This is a genomic window from Diaphorobacter sp. HDW4A (assembly GCF_011305995.1).
Lineage (GTDB): Bacteria > Pseudomonadota > Gammaproteobacteria > Burkholderiales > Burkholderiaceae_C > Diaphorobacter_A.
In genome coordinates this window covers 378,441-398,466 of the sequence record NZ_CP049910.1, presented here as the reverse complement: position 1 = coordinate 398,466, position 20,026 = coordinate 378,441, and the positions used below count along the sequence as shown (strand labels likewise).

Annotated in this window: 16 protein-coding genes; 9 read left to right on the top strand and 7 right to left on the bottom strand. The window is 62.7% G+C overall.

What is annotated here, in order from left to right; all coding sequences use genetic code 11:
* Positions 1-8: 8 nt before the first annotated feature.
* Positions 9-782: an IclR family transcriptional regulator gene (locus G7047_RS01810; protein WP_166300176.1), complete on the top strand. Its 774-nt coding sequence runs from the start codon at positions 9-11 to the stop codon at positions 780-782.
* Here the strand turns inward: G7047_RS01810 and G7047_RS01805 are convergent, their stop codons facing one another.
* Positions 783-1,784 (bottom strand): LysR family transcriptional regulator, encoded by a 1,002-nt coding sequence (locus G7047_RS01805; protein WP_166300174.1) that lies wholly within the window; start codon positions 1,782-1,784, stop codon positions 783-785. It lies immediately after the preceding gene.
* A 170-nt stretch (positions 1,785-1,954) separates the two neighbouring features.
* On the opposite strand from G7047_RS01805, the gene G7047_RS01800 reads away from it, so the two are divergent.
* The 4 genes from G7047_RS01800 to G7047_RS01785 all read left to right on the top strand — a co-directional run bounded on the left by G7047_RS01800 (position 1,955) and on the right by G7047_RS01785 (position 8,961).
* Positions 1,955-3,145: an MFS transporter gene (locus G7047_RS01800; protein WP_166300172.1), complete on the top strand. Its 1,191-nt coding sequence runs from the start codon at positions 1,955-1,957 to the stop codon at positions 3,143-3,145.
* Positions 3,146-3,234: 89 nt separating this feature from the next.
* Positions 3,235-4,572 carry a serine hydrolase gene (locus tag G7047_RS01795; protein WP_166300170.1) on the top strand — a complete coding sequence of 446 codons (1,338 nt, stop codon included), beginning with the start codon at positions 3,235-3,237 and terminating at the stop codon, positions 4,570-4,572.
* 404 nt (positions 4,573-4,976) lie between these two features.
* Entirely contained in the window at positions 4,977-6,464 is a 1,488-nt protein-coding gene (locus tag G7047_RS01790) for a nucleobase:cation symporter-2 family protein (RefSeq protein ID WP_166300168.1), read from the top strand.
* A 196-nt stretch (positions 6,465-6,660) separates the two neighbouring features.
* Positions 6,661-8,961 (top strand): NADP-dependent malic enzyme, encoded by a 2,301-nt coding sequence (locus G7047_RS01785; protein ID WP_166300166.1) that lies wholly within the window; start codon positions 6,661-6,663, stop codon positions 8,959-8,961.
* 149 nt (positions 8,962-9,110) lie between these two features.
* On the opposite strand, the gene G7047_RS01780 is transcribed toward G7047_RS01785, so the two are convergent.
* Positions 9,111-9,707, bottom strand: a complete 597-nt coding sequence (locus tag G7047_RS01780; protein WP_166300164.1) for a hypothetical protein — start codon at positions 9,705-9,707, stop codon at positions 9,111-9,113.
* 10 nt (positions 9,708-9,717) lie between these two features.
* Here G7047_RS01780 and G7047_RS01775 point away from each other — a divergent pair, with 10 nt between their 5' ends.
* From G7047_RS01775 to G7047_RS01760, 4 genes are all read left to right on the top strand, one after another.
* Positions 9,718-10,359, top strand: coding sequence for a TetR/AcrR family transcriptional regulator (locus G7047_RS01775; protein ID WP_166300162.1), 642 nt, complete (start codon positions 9,718-9,720; stop codon positions 10,357-10,359).
* A 40-nt stretch (positions 10,360-10,399) separates the two neighbouring features.
* A complete protein-coding gene (locus tag G7047_RS01770) occupies positions 10,400-12,112 on the top strand; it encodes an acyl-CoA dehydrogenase family protein (RefSeq protein WP_166300160.1) in 1,713 nt (570 codons plus the stop codon).
* A 114-nt stretch (positions 12,113-12,226) separates the two neighbouring features.
* Positions 12,227-12,685, top strand: coding sequence for a MarR family winged helix-turn-helix transcriptional regulator (locus G7047_RS01765; protein ID WP_166300158.1), 459 nt, complete (start codon positions 12,227-12,229; stop codon positions 12,683-12,685).
* Entirely contained in the window at positions 12,672-13,805 is a 1,134-nt protein-coding gene (locus G7047_RS01760) for an FUSC family protein (RefSeq protein ID WP_166300156.1), read from the top strand. Before G7047_RS01765 ends, G7047_RS01760 begins: the two co-directional genes overlap by 14 nt.
* A 67-nt stretch (positions 13,806-13,872) precedes the next feature.
* Here the strand turns inward: G7047_RS01760 and G7047_RS01755 are convergent, their stop codons facing one another.
* From G7047_RS01755 to G7047_RS01735, 5 genes are all read right to left on the bottom strand, one after another.
* Entirely contained in the window at positions 13,873-14,448 is a 576-nt protein-coding gene (locus G7047_RS01755) for a YceI family protein (protein ID WP_166300154.1), read from the bottom strand.
* 66 nt (positions 14,449-14,514) lie between these two features.
* Positions 14,515-15,108, bottom strand: a complete 594-nt coding sequence (locus G7047_RS01750; RefSeq protein WP_166300152.1) for a YceI family protein — start codon at positions 15,106-15,108, stop codon at positions 14,515-14,517.
* Between the two features lie 81 nt (positions 15,109-15,189).
* Entirely contained in the window at positions 15,190-15,756 is a 567-nt protein-coding gene (locus G7047_RS01745) for a cytochrome b (RefSeq protein ID WP_166300150.1), read from the bottom strand.
* A 333-nt stretch (positions 15,757-16,089) separates the two neighbouring features.
* Complete coding sequence (locus G7047_RS01740; RefSeq protein WP_166300148.1) at positions 16,090-18,990, bottom strand: DUF11 domain-containing protein; 2,901 nt, start codon at positions 18,988-18,990, stop codon at positions 16,090-16,092.
* 286 nt (positions 18,991-19,276) lie between these two features.
* Positions 19,277-19,990: a GntR family transcriptional regulator gene (locus G7047_RS01735; RefSeq protein WP_371813911.1), complete on the bottom strand. Its 714-nt coding sequence runs from the start codon at positions 19,988-19,990 to the stop codon at positions 19,277-19,279.
* Positions 19,991-20,026 lie beyond the last annotated feature (36 nt).

Sequence of the window (20,026 nt, the reverse complement as noted above, 5' to 3'; positions counted from 1 at the left end):
GAACTTGCATGCCTGATTCCGACATCGATGCCGACGCCCCCACGGTCACGGTCACGGGCACCACGGTCACCGCCGTGCTGCGCGCATTGAGCTTGCTCGATGCGTTTGGCGAGCACGATGCGCAGCTCACGCTCGCCCAGCTCGCGCAGCGCACGCAGCTCGCCAAGCCCACCGCGCTGCGGCTGGCGCGCACACTCTCGGTCGCGGGCTATCTGGTGGCGCTGCCCGGTGGCGTGTGGCGGCTCGGGCCTGCGGTGGCGTTGCTCGGCGCGCGCTACCAGCGAGCCTTTGATCTGCGCAATGTGATCGAACCAACGCTGCATGCACTCGCGCAGGCTACGGGACACAGCGCCTCCTTCTTCGCGCTCGAACATGGCAGACGTGTGCGGCTGCTGCGTGTGCGCGGTGCCGATGGATTCGTGAGCCCCACGCGCGTAGGCGAGCCGCTGCCACTGGATCGCGGTGCGGCCGGTCAAGTGATTCTGGCGTTCACCGGACACCTCGGCGATCTCATGGAGACCATCCGCCAGCGCCGCTACCACGCCACCGTGGGCGAGGCCAATGCGCTGGCCGCGAGCATCGCCGCGCCGGTGTTCGCCGCGCGCGGTGCGGTCATTGGCGCGTTGAGCCTGGCCGTGCCCGCGAGCGACGACGCCAACGCCGAGCTGCTGCGCCATGCCGATGCCATCGTCGAAGCGGCCAATCGCCTGTCACAGACGCTGGCGGCAGCACGTTATGCCGATCAGGAAACCATCGTGCAACGCAGCCACTGGCATCCATAACTAACTTTTGGCACGTTTGAGAAACTCCTTCGGCACCTTCTCCGCATGCCGCAGGTCCACATGTTCTTTGAGAAAATCCAGCACCGCGCGCGTGCGCAGCGGCAGGTGGCCGGGCTTGCCGACGTAGAGCGCGTGAATGGGTTCGAGGTCGCCCGCGTTGTAGTCTTCAAGCACGGCTTCGAGCCGCCCAGCCTGCAGATCGTCCCACGCGTGGTAGAGCGACAGCCGCGCGAGCCCCGCGCCGTGCAGCGCGAGATTGCGCATCGCCTCGCCATCGTTCACCCGCAGCACCTCGCCCATGCTCACATGGATGCGCTCGTGGCCCTTGCGCTTCTTGTCGCACAGCGGCCAGTGCGGCACGGCGCGCGGATAGTTCCAGCCGATGCGCACAAAGCGTTCGAGATCATCCGGATGGCGCGGCCTGCCGATGCGATCCAGATACTCCGGCGAGCCCACGATCAGTTGTCGCGTGCGGCCCAGCAGTCGCGCCACGTTGTCGGATGAGGGCAGGCTGCCCCAGCGGATCGCGATGTCGGCGCGAGCCTCGATGAGATCGACCACGTAATCGGTGAAGCTCAGGTCGATGCGCAGTTCCGGATAGGTCTGCATGAGCAGCGGCACCAGCGGAATCAGCAGGCGCTGGCCGGTGGCGGTGCTCGCGTTGATGCGCACCACGCCCGACGGAATGCTGCGAGCAGTGACCGAGGTTTCCAGCTCGCTCAGATCGGCCAGCACGCGCTTGCCGTTGTCGGCGAGCTTGCGGCCCTCGGGCGTGAGCTGCAGATGCCGAGTGGAGCGCTGCAGCAACTGCACGCCGAGCCGCGCCTCGAGCCGCGCGACGATCTTGCTGATGGCCGACGGCGACACATCGCTTCTGCGCGCAGCCTCAGAAAAACTGCCGAGTTCCGCCACCCGCACAAACACCTCCAGTTCGCCGGAGCGGTTGATCTCGGTGCCGAGCTGACCGGACTTGGGCGCGGGCGATGCGTTTCTGGTGGCCATGGTTCGTGGATGAAAAGCGGTTGATTCATTCCATGATGGCACAAGTCCTGTTCCCATGTTCCGGCTACACAAAACTGTGCGCGACGTGCAAAGTACAACCATCGGGTCTCGCCATCACGCGAGATTCGCATCTCCACGCAAACGCACCTCCCACAAGGAACCCTTTCATCATGCCCGCCTCCCTGTTGGCTCTGGCCGCTGGTGCCTTTGGCATCGGCACTACCGAATTCATCATCATGGGTCTGCTCACGCAAGTGAGCCAGGACCTGCAGATCTCCATCCCCACGGCCGGCACGTTGATCTCGGGCTACGCCATCGGCGTGGCCATCGGCGCGCCGCTGCTCACCCTCGGCACCCGCACCTGGCCGCGCAAGCAATTGCTGCTCGCGCTGATGCTGATCTTCATCGCGGGCAATGCCGCAGCGGTGTTCGCCCCCACCTACGGCTGGCTGATGGCCGCGCGGGTGCTCACCTCGCTCACGCACGGTACCTTCTTCGGCGTGGGCGCGGTCGTGGCGACTGGTCTCGTCGCGCCCGAAAAGAAGGCATCGGCCATCGCGCTGATGTTCTCGGGCCTGACGCTCGCCACCCTGCTCGGCGTGCCTGCGGGCGCGTGGATCGGCCAGCACTTCGGCTGGCGCATGGCGTTTGCGGCCGTGGCGGGCGTGGGCGTGATCGCCTTCCTCATCCTGTCGATCTTCGTGCCGCGCGACGTGGCGGCCCCCGCCCCCTCCTCGCTCAAGCAAGAGCTGGCAGTGCTCGGCAATGCGCAGGTCTGGCTCGGGCTGGGCATCACCGTATTCGGCTTTGCGGGCGTGTTCGCGCTCTACACCTACATCGAGCCGCTGCTCACGCAGATCACCCACATGGGCAACCAGCTCGTCGCGATCACGCTGCTGGTATTCGGTGCGGGTCTGGCCATCGGCAACTACTACGGCGGCAAGCTGGCCGACCGCGGGGTGATGCGCGCGCTGTTCATCACGCTGGCTGCGCTGCTCGTCGCGCTGATCGCCGGTCGCTGGACCTTCGGCAGCCCTTGGGTCGCCATGGGCTATGTGCTGCTGCTTGGCATCGCCGCGTTCATGACGGTGGCTCCGATGCAGATGCAGGTGCTGCAATCAGCCGGGTCGGCGGGCTCGAACCTCGCGTCCAGCCTGAACATCTCGGCCTTCAATCTGGGCAATGCCCTGGGCGCCTGGGTCGGCGGGGCGGTCATCGCCGGCGGCCTCGGCCTGCTGTCGCTGAGCTGGGCGGCGGGCGCACTAACCGTGGTCGGACTGGTGCTGACCGGCGTGAGCCAATGGCTGGCCCAGTCATCGAAAAGCACACCTGACCAAGGCGCGCTGCAACCGGCACGCTGATTCCCCACTGGCGCAACTCACGACGCGGCACTGTGGCAGCATGGCGCATTGCCTGCCACCGGGCTCATTCACTCGAGGGAGTCATCGCCATGTCGTTTCGCCACAAAGCATTGCGTCGCACGGTCGCTGCTGCCGTCGCACTGTCCTCCACCTTCGCGCACGCCGCCGGGCCTGCAGCCACATCGCCCACCTATCCCGATGCCGACGCCAGCGATCCCGCGAGGCTGGGCTGGATGGTGGGCTCGCCACCTCCCGCTGATCGCATTTTGCGGTTCGAGGATGGTTCCTACTTCCAGTTTCCGGCCATGCGCTGGAGCGTGTCGCACTTCCGTCAGCTCATGCCGACGGTGAACGTTTCGCGCGGCTTGGGGCCCGCCACAGCGCTGCCCCAAGCACTGCGGGACGACATCGACGACCTGGTCTTCCAGCCCCTCGGCACCGACAAATCGATGACCTGGAAAGAATCGCTCAAGGCCAACTACACCGACGGCATCATGGTGCTGCACAAGGGCCGCGTAGTCTATGAGCGCTACTTCGGCGTGCTGCGTGCGGACGGTCAGCATGGTGCGATGTCGGTGACCAAATCGTTTGTCGGCACACTCGCCGCCATGCTCAGCGCCGAAGGCCAGCTCGATCCGTCGCGCCGCGTGTCCGACTACGTGCCCGAACTCGCGTCCTCGGCATTCGGCAGCGCCACCGTTCGCCAAGTGATGGACATGACCACCGGCATCCGCTTCAGCGAGGACTATGCAGACCCCCACGCCGAAGTCTGGGCACATGCCGCCGCCGGCAATCCGCTGCCCAAGCCCAAGGACTATAGCGGCCCGCGCAGCTATTACGATTTTCTGCAGACGGTGAAGCCGCAAGGCGCACACGGCGAAGCATTCGGCTACCGCACAGCCAACACCGATGCGCTCGGCTGGATCCTGGCCCGCGTGAGCGGCAAGAGCGTGGCCGAGTTGCTGTCCGAGCGCATCTGGAGCCGCCTTGGCGCCGAGCAGGATGCCTATATGTCGGTCGATTCGACCGGCACGCCGTTTGCAGGTGGCGGCCTGAACACGGGGTTGCGCGACCTCGCCCGGTTCGGCGAAATGCTGCGTAACGATGGGGTCTTCAATGGTCAGCAGATCGTGCCCAAGAAGGCGGTGGAAGACATCCGGCGCGGCGGCAATCCGGCCGACTTCGCGAAGGCTGGCTACAAGCTGCTGCCGGGCTGGACCTACCGCGACATGTGGTGGGTCTCGCACAACCCGCACGGTGCATTTGCCGCACGCGGCGTGCATGGCCAGACGATCTGGATCGACCCGAAGGCGGAGATGGTGGTTGCGCGTTTTGCCTCGCATCCCGTCGCGGGCAATGCAGCCAACGATCCCATCTCGCTGCCCGCGTACCACGCGCTGGGGGTGCATCTGATGAAGCAGAAATGAGGTCGCAACCTCGCTCTCGCGCATCCAGATCGTGCAATTGCTTTCCACTATCTGGTTTCCTCCTTTCAGCTGAAGCGGCCTGAAACCGGGTCGCACCAGCCCCGGTGAAGGGCCAAAGCCCTGCCTGCCCCGTTCCTCCAAGCGCCGAGAAAATGCCAGCGCAACTGCGTCGTAGCCGCTTGCACACGCGATTTGTCGCGCACCACGGCGGGGCGCACCTGCTTAAAGCGCGGCCCAGGCACCGGCGTGGGGTGCGCTAGGGTTTCCCGGGGGATGCGCGCCCACTTGTTTTGTATACACTTTTTGTATGAATTATTGTGCGCAAAGTTCTTCGCAGCATGCTGGCTTGAACCTTGCATGCAAGCGCACTCAAGCATTGTGTAAAGCACAGAGGTAGTAGCCCCATGTCATCTTCCGTCCATCCTGTCGATGAAAAACTCCCACTTGGCAAGGTCACCACGCTGGGTCTCCAGCATGTGCTGGTCATGTATGCAGGAGCTGTCGCCGTCCCGCTGATCGTGGGCCGCGCGCTGAACCTGGCGCCCGAGCAGGTCGCGCATCTGATCTCGGCCGACCTGTTCGTCTGTGGTCTGGTCACGCTGATCCAGGCCATGGGCGCCACCCAGTGGTTCGGCATCAAGCTGCCCGTGATGATGGGCGTGACCTTCGCGTCCGTCGCACCGATGATCTCGATGGCGCAGTCCACCGGAGGTCAGGCCGGAGCCGGGCTGATCTTCGGCTCGGTAATCGGCGCAGGCATCATCTCGCTGTTGATCGCGCCGCTCATCAGCCGCATGCTGCGCTTCTTCCCGCCTGTGGTCACCGGCACCATCATCGCGGTGATCGGCATCAGCCTCATGCGCGTGGGCATCAACTGGATCTTCGGCAATCCCGTAGGCCCGACCGCGCCCTCCGTGCCCAACCCCGAGCATCTGAAATGGCTGGCCGATGCGCAGGCCAATGCCGGAGCGCCCGGCTCCTCGCTGCCCCCCATCCCCAAGGGATTTGCGGTGGTTCCGACCATTCCGAATCCCAAGTATGCGGATCTGGCCGGTGTCGGCATCTCCGGCGCGGTACTGGTCACCATCCTGCTGATCGCACGCTTTGGCAAGGGCTTTCTGGCCAACGTCTCGGTGCTCGCGGGCATCGTGGTGGGCGGCATCATCACCGCCGCCATGGGCCTGATGGACTTCAACAAGGTCGCCAAGGCCGAGTGGTTCGACCTCGTGCTGCCGTTCGAGATCGCCACGCCGGTGTTCGACCCGATCCTGATCCTCACCATGTCACTGGTGATGGTGGTGGTGATGATCGAATCCGTGGGCATGTTCCTCGCGTTGTCCGACATGACGGGCAAGGAAGTCTCGCAGGACGACCTCACGCGCGGCCTGCGCACCGACGGCCTTGGCACCCTGCTGGGCGGCATCTTCAACACCTTTCCCTACACCAGCTTCTCGCAGAACGTGGGCCTTGTCGCTGTCACTGGCGTCAAAAGCCGCTGGGTCTGCGTGGCGGGCGGCGTCATCCTGATCATTCTGGGCATCCTGCCCAAGATGGCCGCGCTGATCGAATCGCTGCCGACTGTGGTGCTCGGCGGCGCGGGCCTCGTCATGTTCGGCATGGTGGCCGCCACCGGCATCCGCATCCTGAGTAATGTCGACTTCCAGAAGAACCGCAACAACGCGATGATCGTGGCCGTCTCCATCGGTGTGGGCATGATCCCGCTGGTCGCGCCCAATTTCCGCCAATGGATGCCGCACGCCATCCACCCACTCATCGAATCGGGAATTCTGCTGGCGTCGCTCTCTGCGGTACTATTGAACATCTTCTTCAATGGCACCAGCGCCGACACCTCGGCTGCTGTGCGAGCTGCGGCACAGGCCGATGCGCACTGAACCACAAACCAGTACCAGCCCGCATGTCTGAACCCTTTACCCAAGGGACCTGACACCAAGCCCTTGCGCTGCATGGCGCCGGGGCTTTTTGTATTCTTTTGTTGCAACCACGCTAGGGTTCAGCCTAGCGCGAAAGGCTGGTCAGGCTGGAGTAAGCTCTGCCAGACTTTCCCCTTTGTTCAGTAGTAAGTAACGTATGACCCAGAACTTGTCTGCAGCAGAAGCTGCATTGCGCGAAGCCGCCCTCGAATACCACCGCAACCCTTCCAAGGGCAAGATTTCCGTCACGCCGACCAAGCCGCTGTCCAACCAGCGCGACCTGTCGCTGGCGTACTCGCCCGGCGTGGCCTATCCGTGTCTGGACATCGAAGCCGATCCGTCGCTGGCTTCAGAATACACCTCGCGCGGCAACCTGGTGGGCGTGATCACCAACGGTACGGCCGTGCTGGGTCTGGGCGACATCGGCCCGCTGGCCAGCAAGCCGGTCATGGAAGGCAAAGGTTGTTTGTTCAAAAAGTTCGCGGGCGTGGACGTGTTCGACATCGAACTGGCCGAGCGCGATCCGGACAAGCTCATCGAGATCATCGCCTCGCTCGAGCCCACGCTCGGCGGCATCAACCTTGAAGACATCAAGGCCCCCGAGTGCTTCTACATCGAGCGTGAACTGTCCAAGCGCATGCAGATTCCGGTGTTCCACGACGACCAGCACGGCACCGCCATCATCTCCAGCGCCGCCCTGCTCAACGGTCTCGAACTTGTGGGCAAGCAGATTGATAAGGTGAAGATCGCCGTCTCCGGCGCGGGCGCTGCGGCGATTGCCTGCGTGGACGTGATGGTCGGCCTCGGCGTCAAGCGCGAAAACGTCTACATGGTCGACTCCAAGGGCGTGATCTATGACGGTCGCCCCGGTGGCCTCGACGAATCCAAGCAACGCTACGCCCAGAAGACCGACGCGCGCACGCTGGCCGACGTGGTCAACGGTGCCGACGTCTTCCTCGGCTGCTCGGCACCCGGCGTGCTCTCCGCCGACATGGTCAAGACCATGGGCGACAAGCCGATCATCCTCGCGCTCGCCAACCCCGAGCCGGAAATCCGCCCCGAGCTGGCCAAGGCCATCCGCCCCGACTGCATCATCGCCACCGGCCGTTCGGACTATCCGAACCAGGTGAACAACGTGCTGTGCTTCCCCTATATCTTCCGTGGCGCGCTCGACTGCGGTGCCACCAAGATCACCGAAGCCATGAAGCTCGCCTGCGTGCGCGAGATCGCTGCACTGGCCAAGGCTGATGTGAGCGATGAGGTGGCCGCCGCCTACCAGGGCAAGGAACTGAGCTTCGGCCCAGACTACCTGATCCCCACGCCGTTCGACACCCGCCTGATTCTGCGCATCGCCCCGGCGGTCGCCAAGGCTGCACAAGAATCCGGCGTCGCCACCCGCCCCATCGAAGACATCGAGGCCTACCGCGAGAGCCTGACGCGTTTTGTCTACCAGACCAGCATGTTCATGCGCCCGGTGTTCGCCGCCGCCAAGGCGAATGTCCAGCGAGTCGCCTATGCCGAAGGTGAAGACGAACGCGTGCTGCGCGCCGCACAGGTCGCCATCGACGACGGTCTGGCCAAGCCGATCCTGATCGGCCGCCCCGCCGTCATTCAGGCCCGCATCACCAAGGCAGGCCTGCGCATGCAGCTCGGCAAGGACGTGGAGATCTGCAACCCCGAGGACGATCCGCGCTTCCGCCAGTATTGGGAGACGTACCACAAGCTCATGGGCCGCGACGGCGTAACGCCCGAAGCCGCCAAGGCCGCCGTGCGCCGCTCCAACACCATCATCGCTGCACTGATGGTGCATCTGGGTGATGCGGACGCGATGCTCTGCGGTCTGGTCGGCAAGTTCGACGCCCATCTCGGCCATGTGCGCGACGTGCTGGGTCTGAAGGAACAGGCCACCCAGCTCGCCACCGTGAACGCAGTGATGCTGGACACCGGCACGCTGTTCATCGCCGACACCTACATCAACGAAGACCCGACCGCCGAAGAGCTGGCCTCCATCGCGCTGATGGCGGCCGAGGAAGTGCACCGCTTCGGCCTGCCGCCCAAGGTCGCGTTCCTCTCGCACTCCAACTATGGCTCGTCCACACGCCCTTCCGCCCTCAAGATGCGCAAGGCCCGCGACCTGTTCCAGAAACTGGCCCCGCATATCGAGTGCGACGGCGAGATGCACGGCGACGCAGCCCTGTCCGAGAAGGTCCGCCACAACACGCTGCTGGAGACCACGCTCTCCGGCTCGGCCAACGTGCTGATCTGCCCGAACCTCGACGCGGCGAACATTCTGTTCAACGTGCTCAAGCAGACAGGTGGACATGGCACGACCATTGGGCCGATTCTGCTCGGCGGTGGTGGTGCGGCGGATGTGCTCACGCCTTCCGCTACCGTGCGGCGGGTGGTGAATATGACTGCGTTGGCTGCGGCCAATGCGGCGGGGAAGCATAAGGGCTGAGCCCTTCTTTCACCCCTTACGGGTTAAGCCCTGTTACCCGTTCTCTGGGTTATGAAAACGCTGCGTTTTTTCGCGGCGTTTTTCTTTTGTGAGGCTGGCGGCTGCTGGGGGGTTGCTTACGGAGGCCGGGACTGCCCCCGGCGGGGCAATCACTTTTTGCTTGCGCGCAAAAAGTAGTCAAAAACGCGCTTGGAAGTCATCCGGCGGAACTCGCTGCGTTCCTTCGTCACTCTGCTCGGACAACCGCCGGAAATCGGTTTTGAAGAGGTGTGTGCGGCACGTCGCTTCGCTCGTGCCTGAACGCTTTCGCAGTTGGGTTGGGCAGCAAATGCCCACTGCTCCTTTTTGCGCGAGAATGATCGCGCTGCCGTCAGCAAACCGCACAACACCAGCGCACCCACATCTCGCGAAGTCGCGAGATGATTCGGCACGAGCAAAGCGACGTGCCGAACATTCCTCTTAGGTAAACACTGACTCGCGGCGGTTGTCCGAACGGAGTGCCCGAAGGGCACGAAGTGAGTTCTGCCGCGGGTATTGAAAGCGCATTTTTGGTGACTTTTGGGGCAAGACCAAAAAGTTACTCCGCCGCCGGCGGAACTCCCGGCCTCCGCAAGCAACCACCCAGCAGAAGCAAGCAAGAAACCGAATACCAGCCCTTGCATGAGGGAGAGGGTGAGCCTGCTCTCTTTGTCCGGTTGTACTTTTCCAAAGAATGAATTAGCATTCATACCATTGTGAATCACCATTCATTCTTTCATGGCCTATCGTCAAACCGCCGCCGTTGAGGCACGTCTTCAAGACAACCGCACCCGTATTCTCCAAGCCGCCCGCGCCCTCGTCAGCGAAGGAGGATGGCAGGAGGCACAAGTGGCCAATGTGGCTGCTACTGCAGGAATTGCCACGGGAACGGTGTACCGGTATTTCCCGTCCAAGGCGGAGTTGTTCGCCGAAGTCCTGTCACGGGTGTCGCAGCGGGAGGTGGATGTGTTGTCCGACATCGCGGCTTCCGGTGGGTCGGCTGCTGAGCGCTTGCACTCGATGGTCACCACCTTTGTACTGCGGGCGATGCGCAACCCGCGACTGGCGTATGCGTTGATTGCCGAGCCTTGCGACAAGGCGATTGACGAGGAGCGGTTGACCTATCGCGCCGCCATCAGCGAAGTGATCCGGGCGGTGATTCTTGAGGGTCAGGCCGACCGCAGCATGCGAGGTGATGTGCGTGCCGACGTGGCCTGCACCGTGATCGTCGGCGGGTTCATGGAGGGGCTGATCGGGCCGCTCTCGCCGCTGGCAAATGCATCGCAGTTGAACGAGGCGGAGCAGCGCATCGAGATCGCAGCCCTCTCCGATCAGATTGCGGCGCTGGCTTGTGCGAGCGTCGCCACACCGGGGCGCTGAACCCCATCAACATCCATTCGATCACCAAGGAGACAAGACCATGAACCAGTCCACTTCCAGCGCATCCCTCATCGCGCCCACTGATCGCTACCGCACGCACGAGGTGCGCAATCAGGCACAGCCCGCAAGCGGGTTCAATGCGTTTTCTGACGATGCTGTACTCACCGCCGCGATTGCACGGGAGGCCGCGTGGGCGCAGGAGCGCTGCGCCTCGCTCGGTGCACTGGCAGGAGATGCAGGCGTGCAGGAGCTTGCGCGTCTGGCAAATCGCCATGATCCGGAGTTGAAGACGCACGACCGCTTTGGTCACCGCATCGACTGGGTGGAGTTTCATCCGAGCTGGCATGAGCTGATGTCGCTCGCGTGGAAGCATGAGGTCCCCAACCTCACTTGGCGCACCAGCGAACAAGGCGGCCACTACGCACGCGCAGTGCTCTCCTATCTGTGGAATCAAGTCGAGCACGGAACGGCCTGCCCCACCGGCATGGCCTATGCATCGTTCGCGGGCTTTTCGGCAGAACCGGCGCTCGCGATCTGGGCGGAAAAGTCCAAGGGCACGCAGTATGAATTCAGCCGCCGCGAAGTGGGCGACAAGCCGTCCGTGGTGATCGGCTATGCGATGACGGAAAAGCAAGGCGGCTCGGATCTGCGCGAGACGCAGACCACCGCGCGCTTCTCGCATTCGGCCGACTACCATGGCGCGACGGCGCACTGGTACGAGCTGACGGGCCACAAGTGGTTCTGCTCGGTGCCGCAGTCCGATGGCTTCTTCACGCTCGCCAAAGTCAACGGCGGTGTGACCTGCTTCTTTCTGCCGCGCACTCTGCCGGATGGCGCGTTCAACCGCTTCTTCATACAGCGCTTGAAGGACAAGGCGGGCAATCGCTCCAACGCGTCGAGCGAGATCGAATACGCGGGCACGCTCGCGATCCGCGTGGGCGAGGAAGGCCACGGCATTCGCGAGATTCTCTCGCACGCGCATCTCACGCGCCTCGATTTCGCGGTGGGCTCGGCCGGGCTGATGCGCCAGGCGCTCACGCTGGCGCTGCAGCACACCACCACGCGCACGGCCTTCGGTGGTGCGATAGCAGATCGCCCGATGATGCTCAACGTACTGGCCGACATGGCCGTCGAAACGGAAGCCGCAACCCTGCTCGCGCTGCGCGTGGCCAAGGCGACCGATGGCATGGAGACCAACGCGCACGAAAAACTGCTCGCCCGCGTGGCCACGCCCGCAGCCAAATTCTTCAACTGCTCGCGCGCGCCCGCCATCGCCTATGAGGCGCTGCAGTGCCATGGCGGCAACGGCTTCATCGAAGAGAACCCGATGGCGCGCCTGTACCGAGAGGCGCCGCTCAACAGCGTCTGGGAAGGCACGGCCAACATGATGTGCATGGACGTGCGCCGCGCAATGCAGCGCACACCTGAAACCCGCGACGCGCTGCTCGCCGACTGGAAGCGGATCGCAGGCCAGGACGCGCGCTTCGACCGCATGGCAGGCAACGCGGGGCAGCTCATCGAAGCGGCGCTCGCTGACGAATTCCTTGCACGCCCGATGACCGAAGCCGTCGCGCGCACCATTCAAGGCGCTGAACTGCTGCAGCACAGCAGCACCGAGGTGATTGATGCGTTCTTTGCGACGCGCGTCGGACAGTCCGGCAACGACTGGGGCGTGCATCTCGGAACGATGGGCGGCCGGGTCAGCGCCGATGCGGCGCGGCGCATCGTAGGGCGTGCGAACGTGTTCGGCTGACAAGGCTCCCGCGACAAATGCGGAGACATGAGGATACGGGAATACCCCTATCCAGACATCAAGCAATTCTTATTGAAATGATTTGAATTCAAATCATTTCATAAAATTGCCGGCATGAACAACAAGGATTTCACCACCCCACGGCGTCGCGTCGGCTTTCGCCTTGTGGGGCTTTCGCGCCGATGGAGACACTTGCTCGACACCCGACTGGCAGCCGCCGGCCTCAGCGACGCCGTCTGGGCGCCGCTGTTTCACCTCTCTCGCCTCGGTGACGGCATATCGCAAAGCGAACTCGCCGCCGCCATCGGCATTGACGGCTCCAGTCTCGTGCGCCTGCTCGACATGCTGGTCGCCCAGGAGTTGGTGGAGCGCCAGCCCCATCCGACCGACCGCCGCATCAAGCTGCTGAACCTCACGCCCAAGGGCCGCACCACGGTGCAGTCCATCCGCAAGCGCCTCGTGGTGCTTGAGGACGAGTTGCTCGTCGGCCTCGATGATGCAACGCTCGAGACCCTGCTCAGCGCCTTCGATGTGATAGATCAGCGCATCGCCGCACTCCATGACCAATCCTGAGCGGAGCGTCGCATCGCACGGCCGGATGCTGGTGCAAATGCTGGCTCCTGCGCGGCTGCGTGAGAGCCTGTCGCTCAATCGACCTCCGTCCGTGCGCAACGCCACGGTCGCCGGCATGCAGGCGACGATTGCCGTCGTGATCGCGGCGATCGCGCTGCATCTCTCGCCGTGGCCGCACATGGCGGGCTTTGCCGCACTCGGTGGCATGGCCGCGCTGTTTGGCCGATTCGCCTCGCCATCGAAGCGCCGCAGCATGGTGTTCACGGCGGGTTGCATGTTGACCGCGCCCGTAGCCGTGCTGTCGTCGTTCGCTCTACTGGGCATCACCCCGGTGGGCATGCTACTGCTGCTCTCGGTGGTGGCGGGTCTGCTGGCCGCCGTCGCGCACCGCACGCAAATTGGCGCACCCGGCGCGGTGATCTTCGTGTTCGCTGCCAGCGCCGCCATCAGCCCCATTTCCACAGGTGCCGAATGGGCTGAGCGCGTGCTCGCCACCGGAGCCGGTGCGCTTATCGCGACCATCATCTGCGCGCTCACCGACCATCTGCGCGATCTCGATGTGCGCCTGCCGCCACCTCCATCGGTCGCGATGTCAGCCCCCCTTTCGGCAACGCCCCCCTTCTCGCCCGGCTATGCGCCGCAGTTCGCTATCCGGGTCGCCATCTGCGCCGCGATCTCATCGCTGATCGCCTACGCAATGGACTGGTCACACCCCGCCTGGGCCTCCATCGGTGCGATCGCCATCCTGCAGGGCGTGCACCTGCCCGGCACCATCCACCGCGCATGGCAGCGCACGCTCGGCACCATCGTCGGCGCGTTCATCGCGTGGGTGATTCTCTCGGCTCATCCCTCGTTCTGGCAGATCCTGCTGGTCGTGGCGATCTTCCAGTTCGTCACCGAAATCATCATCGGCTACAACTACGCGCTCGGCCAGATCGCGATCACGCCGATGGCGCTGCTGATGACAGCCCTCTCCGGCCACTCGGGCGCCACCGACATGGCGGTCTCGCGCATTTACGACACAGCCCTCGGCGCGCTCGTCGGCATTGTGTTCGCACTGGTGCTGTCGTCGCTCGATGAACGCATGCATCTGGCGCGGCACCACTCGCGCAAGGCCTGAAGCGCGCACGCAAAAAAGGCCGACACCTTGCGGTGTCGGCCTTTTTTCGTCCAAGGACGCGATCCGCTTACTGCTTCACGGCTTCAATCTGCGCGACGATGCGCACATTCTTCGGGAAGCCGTACTGCACGCCGTAGTCCACGCCAAACGCTGTACGGTCGATGGTGGTTTCAAAGTCGCCACCGCAGACTTCGCGCTTGAGCATCGGGCTTTCATAGCAGGCGAATTGGTTGGCCTTGAAGGTCACGGGCTGCGTCTTGCCCTTGATGGTCATTTCGCCGGACACCGAAACCACCTTATCTCCGTCGAACGTGAACTTGTCGCCCACGAACTTGGCTGTCGGGAATTTCTCGACGTCGAAAATGTCCGCGCTCTGCAGGTGCTTGTTGAACGGCGCCGTGCCCGAGTTCACCGAATCGATGTGCAGCGTGAGCTCGACCTTGCCGGTCTTGGCGGTCTTGTCCAGCTGCACAGAGCCTTCCTTCTTGTCGAAGCGAGCGCGGTTCACGCTGGCGCCGAAGTGGCCGATCTCAAAGGTGGCAAAGGTGTGCGTCGGATCAATCGCATATGTGGCGGTCTGTGCCTGAGCGGCGGAACCGATGAAAGCAGCAGTGGCAGCGAGGGCGAAGAGGAATTTACGCATCAAAAATACTCCAGTCAAAAATTCGAAAAATCAAAACGGGGAGAAAAACAAAAAAGAAGAACTAGCTCAGATCTTGGGAACGCCGGTCAGTGCCAGTTTGAATTTCACCTGCACGTCGTCCGCCACCATCGAGGTGTCGGCCCATTCGTTCTCGCCGATCTTGAAGGTCAGACGCTTGATCGCGAAGCTGCCTGCGGCCGTGGTCGTCGCACCGCTCTGCGTGAGCGTGACCGGCACCACCACATCCTGGCTTGCGCCCTTGATACTCAGCTTGCCAGCCACTTCATACTTGCCCCCGCCCACCGACTTGATAGCCGAAGACTGGAATGTAGCCTGCGGAAATTTCGGCACGTTAAACCACACGGACTTCGGCAGTTCGGCATCGGTTTCCTTCACGCCGAGCGTGGCACTGCCGGTGTCGATGGTGAACGCCACCTTGCTGGTCGCGAGCTTGGCGGGATCAAATGACACCTGCGCATCGAACTTCTTGAACTTGCCTTCCACCGGCACGCCCATCTGCTTGCTCACGAACGCGATCTCGCTTTGAGCGGGAACCAGCGCCTGCTGCGCCTGCGCGGCCGGTGCTGCCATCAGCAGCGCGGACCCTGCCAATATCACACCTGCGCCAAATGCAGAAAACGACTTCTTCTTCGACATCATTTCATTTCTCCTTCACAAGGAAACATTCGGTTGAGAAGAGGCGGAACAACGCCCCTCATTCGGAAACTGAAAAAACGGGATTCAGGCACGACCCGGTAGCATGCGGCCGAGCAGACCGTCGCGGTCGATAAACTGGTGCTTCACCACCGCCGCCACATGCATCACCACCAGCGCCGCCAATGCATAAGCACTGTAGGCATGCCATGGCTTGATGGCCTTGGCGAATTCAGGATCGGCTGCCACGAAATCGGGCAGCGGCAGCGCGCCGAACAGCACGATCTGAAAGCCCGATGCCGAGCTGTAGGCCCAGCCGATCAGCGGCACGGCAAAGAACAGCGCATACATCAGAAAGTGCACGGCATGGTGGGCAAACTGCTGCCAGCCCGGCATGGTGGCGCGCACCTTCTCGGGAAGCGGTGGCGGGCGATGCGTGAAGCGCCACAGCAGGCGCAGCACTGACAACGCAAGAATCGTGACACCCGCCCATTTGTGCCAGTTGTAGAGCTTCAGACGCTGCGGCGAAAACGGCAGACCCGTCATGTACAGGCCGACGCCGAACAGGGTGACTAACGCCAGCGCCAGTACCCAGTGAAAGGCCTTGGCGCCTGCGGAATACCGCGTCGGCTGATTTTGCAAAGCTGCCTGCATAAAGAAACTTCAATCCCTCACGGTCAAATCGCGGGTCTGTCAGGATGGCTGCCGTGTTCTCGCCGTCCTGACGTCAATGAACTGAAGTCTAGAGTCGGTCTCATGCACGAAGTTTCAATGAAATTGTCGTTTCAATTCAAAAAATGTGAATTTATCAGCATAAGCTCATTGCCCGAGGTTAGATAAAAAAGGTCATGCAGATTGACCATGAGCGATCTGCACTGCCGGTCGATGCGCCTGCATCGCTCAAACAAAAAAGGTGGCGCACGACTGATTGTCATGTGCCACCTTGCATGCAGAAGAACCGTATGGCGTCACGGTTCCAGCCGACGTTTAGCCGCGACGGCGCGCTCCGAATCGCGTAGCCACCAGACCCACCAGGCCCGAAAGCATCAGCAGAATCCAGCCGCCGCCGACGGGCACCGGAGTCGCGGCAACAGCTTCTTCAGCACGCTGCTCATCAGTGTCTGTGGCCGTGTTATTGGCGGCGTTCGGATCGATGGTGTCGGTAGGCTGCGCCACCTTGGCCGTATTCACCAGTGCGCCGGTGAATGTCGATGGCACGGACATGATCAGCGTGTAGGTCGCAGACGCACCAGCAGGCAGACTGACCTTGTCGTTCAGCGCACCGCTTCCGCTGGCCGCACAGGTAGTGCCACCTGCGGACGCGCAGGTCCAGCTGGCCTTGGTGATACCTGCGGGCAGCAGGTCACTGACCGTGGCATCCGTGACCGCGTCGGGGCCAGCGTTCGTGGCAGTGATGGTGTAGGTCACGTCCGTTCCGGGCTTGTAGCTGGTAGCGCCGTCGGTCTTGGTGATACTCAGATCGGCGGAGTTCTGCGCGTCGGAGTCCGTGGCCGTGTTGTTACCCGGGACCGGGTCGAGCACACCAGCGGGTGATTGCACCGTGGCCGTGTTCACCAGCGTGCCGGAGAACGTCGACGGCACCGACATGACCAGCGAGTAGGTTGCGGAAGCACCAGCGGGCAGGTTGACCTTGTCGCTGAGCGCACCGCTTCCACTGGTCGCGCAAGTCGCGCCACCCGTGGGCGCGCAGGTCCAGCTCGCCTTGGTGATGCCAGCAGGCAAGGCATCGCTGACCGTGGCGCCCGTCACCGCATCCGGTCCTGCGTTCGTGGCGGTGATGGTGTAGGTCACATCGGTGCCGGGCTTGTAGCTGGTGGCACCGTCGGTCTTGGCAATGCTCAGATCGGCCGATGCCTGTGCGTCGGAGTCCGTGGCCGTGTTGTTCGCGGGATCTGGATCGACCACGCCTGCGGGCGAGTGCACCGTAGCCGTGTTCAACAGCGTGCCAGAGAATGTGGTCGGCACCGACATGACCATGGTGTAGATCGCGGTCGCGCCTGCGGGCAGGTTGACCGTGTCGCTGAGCGCGCCGTTACCGCTGACCGCGCAAACGCCACCGTTGGACACGCAGGTCCAGCTGGCTTTTGTAATGCCTGCTGGCAGCAGGTCGCTGACCGTGGCGCCCGTGGCCGCATCCGGGCCGCTGTTGGCGACGGTGATGGTGTAGCTCACGTCCGTGCCGGGCTTGTAGCTGGCTGCGCCGTCGGTCTTGGTGATGCTCAGATTGGCCGATGCCTGCGCGTCCGCGTCCGTAGCCGTGTTGTTGGCGATGTCGGGGTCAATCACACCTGCTGGCACCTGCACCGTAGCCGTATTCGCCAACGTGCCGGAGAAGGTGACAGGCACCGTCATGACGAGAGTGTAGGTCGCCGTCGCACCCGAGGCCAGATTGACCTTGTCGTTGAGCGCACCGGTGCCGTTGGCCGTGCAGGTGGAGCCCGTCGAGGCCACGCAGGACCAGCTCGCCTGCGCGATGCCTGCGGGCAGCAGGTCGCTGACCGTGGCACCCGTGACGGCATCCGGACCCGCGTTCGTGGCCATGATGGTGTAGGTCACCTCCGTGCCCGCGACGTAGATGCCGTTGCCGTCCGTCTTGGTGATGCCCAGATTGGCGACGCTTTGCACGCTGGTGACGCTGGCCGTGTTGTTGGTCAGATCGGCATCGACCAACAGCGGCGTGTTCTCGGGAAGTGCCACGGTGGCCGTATTCACCAGATTTCCCGTGTAATCGGCGGGAACGTCCATGGACAGCTTGTAGGTAAGCGTCCCGTTGAATGGCACATAGGCTGTGGCGACATCAATGCCTCCGGTTCCTGCGGCCACCCCGCAGGAGGCATTGCCCGCTGCCGTGCAGGTCCACTGGGCGCTTGTGATGCCAGCGGGCAGCGCATCGGTCACGCGAGCGTTGGTGACGTCGAACGGCCCATTGTTGCTCACCACGATGGTGTAGACCAGCGGGCTGCCTGCCACATAAGAGCCTGCGGCCTTGGTGATCGCGAGATCGGCCGGGAAGTCCAGCGATTGCGCGGGACAGTTGGCTCCGTCATTGGATTCCGCAACAGGTGAAGCCGACAGGCGGGTGCGCACGCCCGTGTTCACGTCGATGTAGTAGAAGCCCGAGCCATCGTTGGCCGTGCCGAACAGACCGTTGGTCGCACCAAACTGCGCACCCAGTTGCGCACCGGTGGCGGTGGCATATGCGGTTCCGATGTCGGTGACCGTGCCGGTCGTCCCATTGATCTCGATCTTGTAGAGCTGACCATTGTTGCCCACCGAATACAGCACGCCGTTGACGAAGGCCATGTCAGACACTTCGATGGCCTTGCTCAAGGTGATAGAAGTGAAGGTTCGCGTATTCACATTGACGACATAAATCGTCTTGGTATCGCCCTGCACCTTGATATAGTAATTTCCGGCAGTATCAAAAGTACCACTGGTAAATGCCTTGAGGTTTCCTGTTGGCAACCCACTCACATTACCAACAACTGTGACAGAACCATCGGGATTGACGCGGAACAAAGTGTTTTCTTCGTATTTCATTCCATAGAAATACTGATCCACCGGGTTGTAACCCAGCGCGTTGTAATTGGCCCCACCGGTCGCGCCCAAATTGCTCAAAGTGGGTGGATTGGTACTGACATCGATACTGTTGAAAAACGTCTTGGTGTCATTGCCAGCCGCGTTGGAGACATACAGCGTGCCATTGCACGGCGTCTTGGTCTGGGCTTCGGCCTGCCCCCACACAGCGAGGCACAGCATCGATGCAAAGGTCACGCGCAGCATACGCGGAGAGATCAACTGATTGACCTGATCGAACCACCCTCCATATTGGCGACCCAAGCCCTCTGGGGCTGGAGTGAATCGCATGCTCCGGACAATGGGAAAAAACAATTCATTTCCCTTTTTGATATTAAGTAAATGCATTTCAATAATCCATAGTGAACCTCCTCAATATATATATAAAGCCTTGAGACAAACAGTGGGTTAAATTAACCTGCCAGATTATTTGACTCCGCCAATGTCATTTCTTGCAAACAGCCCATTGAATATTCGCAAGCATAATCAGAATATTGTGAACTACGGAATTTTCATTCATCGAAGAAGAATCAACCGTCCATACAAAACTGCCAGGCGGACCTGCGCAGAGGACTCATCAAGCCTCAGCCGCTGGAAGCACCATCCGCCCCTCGCGCAGCGCCTTGAGCAGTTCGTGCGGCGTCGCGCAGATGTGGGCCTCGAGAGCGAGCGCCGCGCGTGCGTCATGGCCGGACATGGCGAGCTCGAAGATCTCCGTGTGCTCGGCGTGCACATCACGCACGGCACCCGGCAGTTCGATGGCGAACGAGCGATAACGCTCGATATGTCGCGACAGCAGCTTGAGCACCTTGCGCGCCCAAGGCGACGGACGACCGTCGAGCAGGGTTTCGTGAAAGCGCAGGTTCAGCGCTTCCCAGCGTCCGCGATTGGCGCGCGTGAGCGGCTGCTCCACGGCGGCCAATTCTTCGTAGCTTGCACGCAGCCGCGCACGCCATGCGTCGTCGCCATGGCGTATCGATTCGCGCAACGCGTTGGTCTCGATGTGCACCCGCAGCCGCGTGAGGTCTTCGAGATCATCAATGGCAATCGGCGAGACGCGAAAGCCGCGCTGCCCTTCCGCCGAAACCAGCGCGTCGCTCACCAGCCGCGTAAGCGCCTCGCGCAGCGTGCCCGCGCCCACGGCATAGGTCTGGCGTAGATGCTCCACGCGCAGCTTGCTGCCGGGCAGCAGGCGCCCCTCGATGATGTCGGTGCGCAATTCGGCATAGGTCTGCTCGGTCAAGGTGCGCGAGGTATCGTCGCTGCCAATGAAGCCGTCAGTCTCCTGCATCGACGCGACTTGAATATATGGGCGTTTGGCCATTCC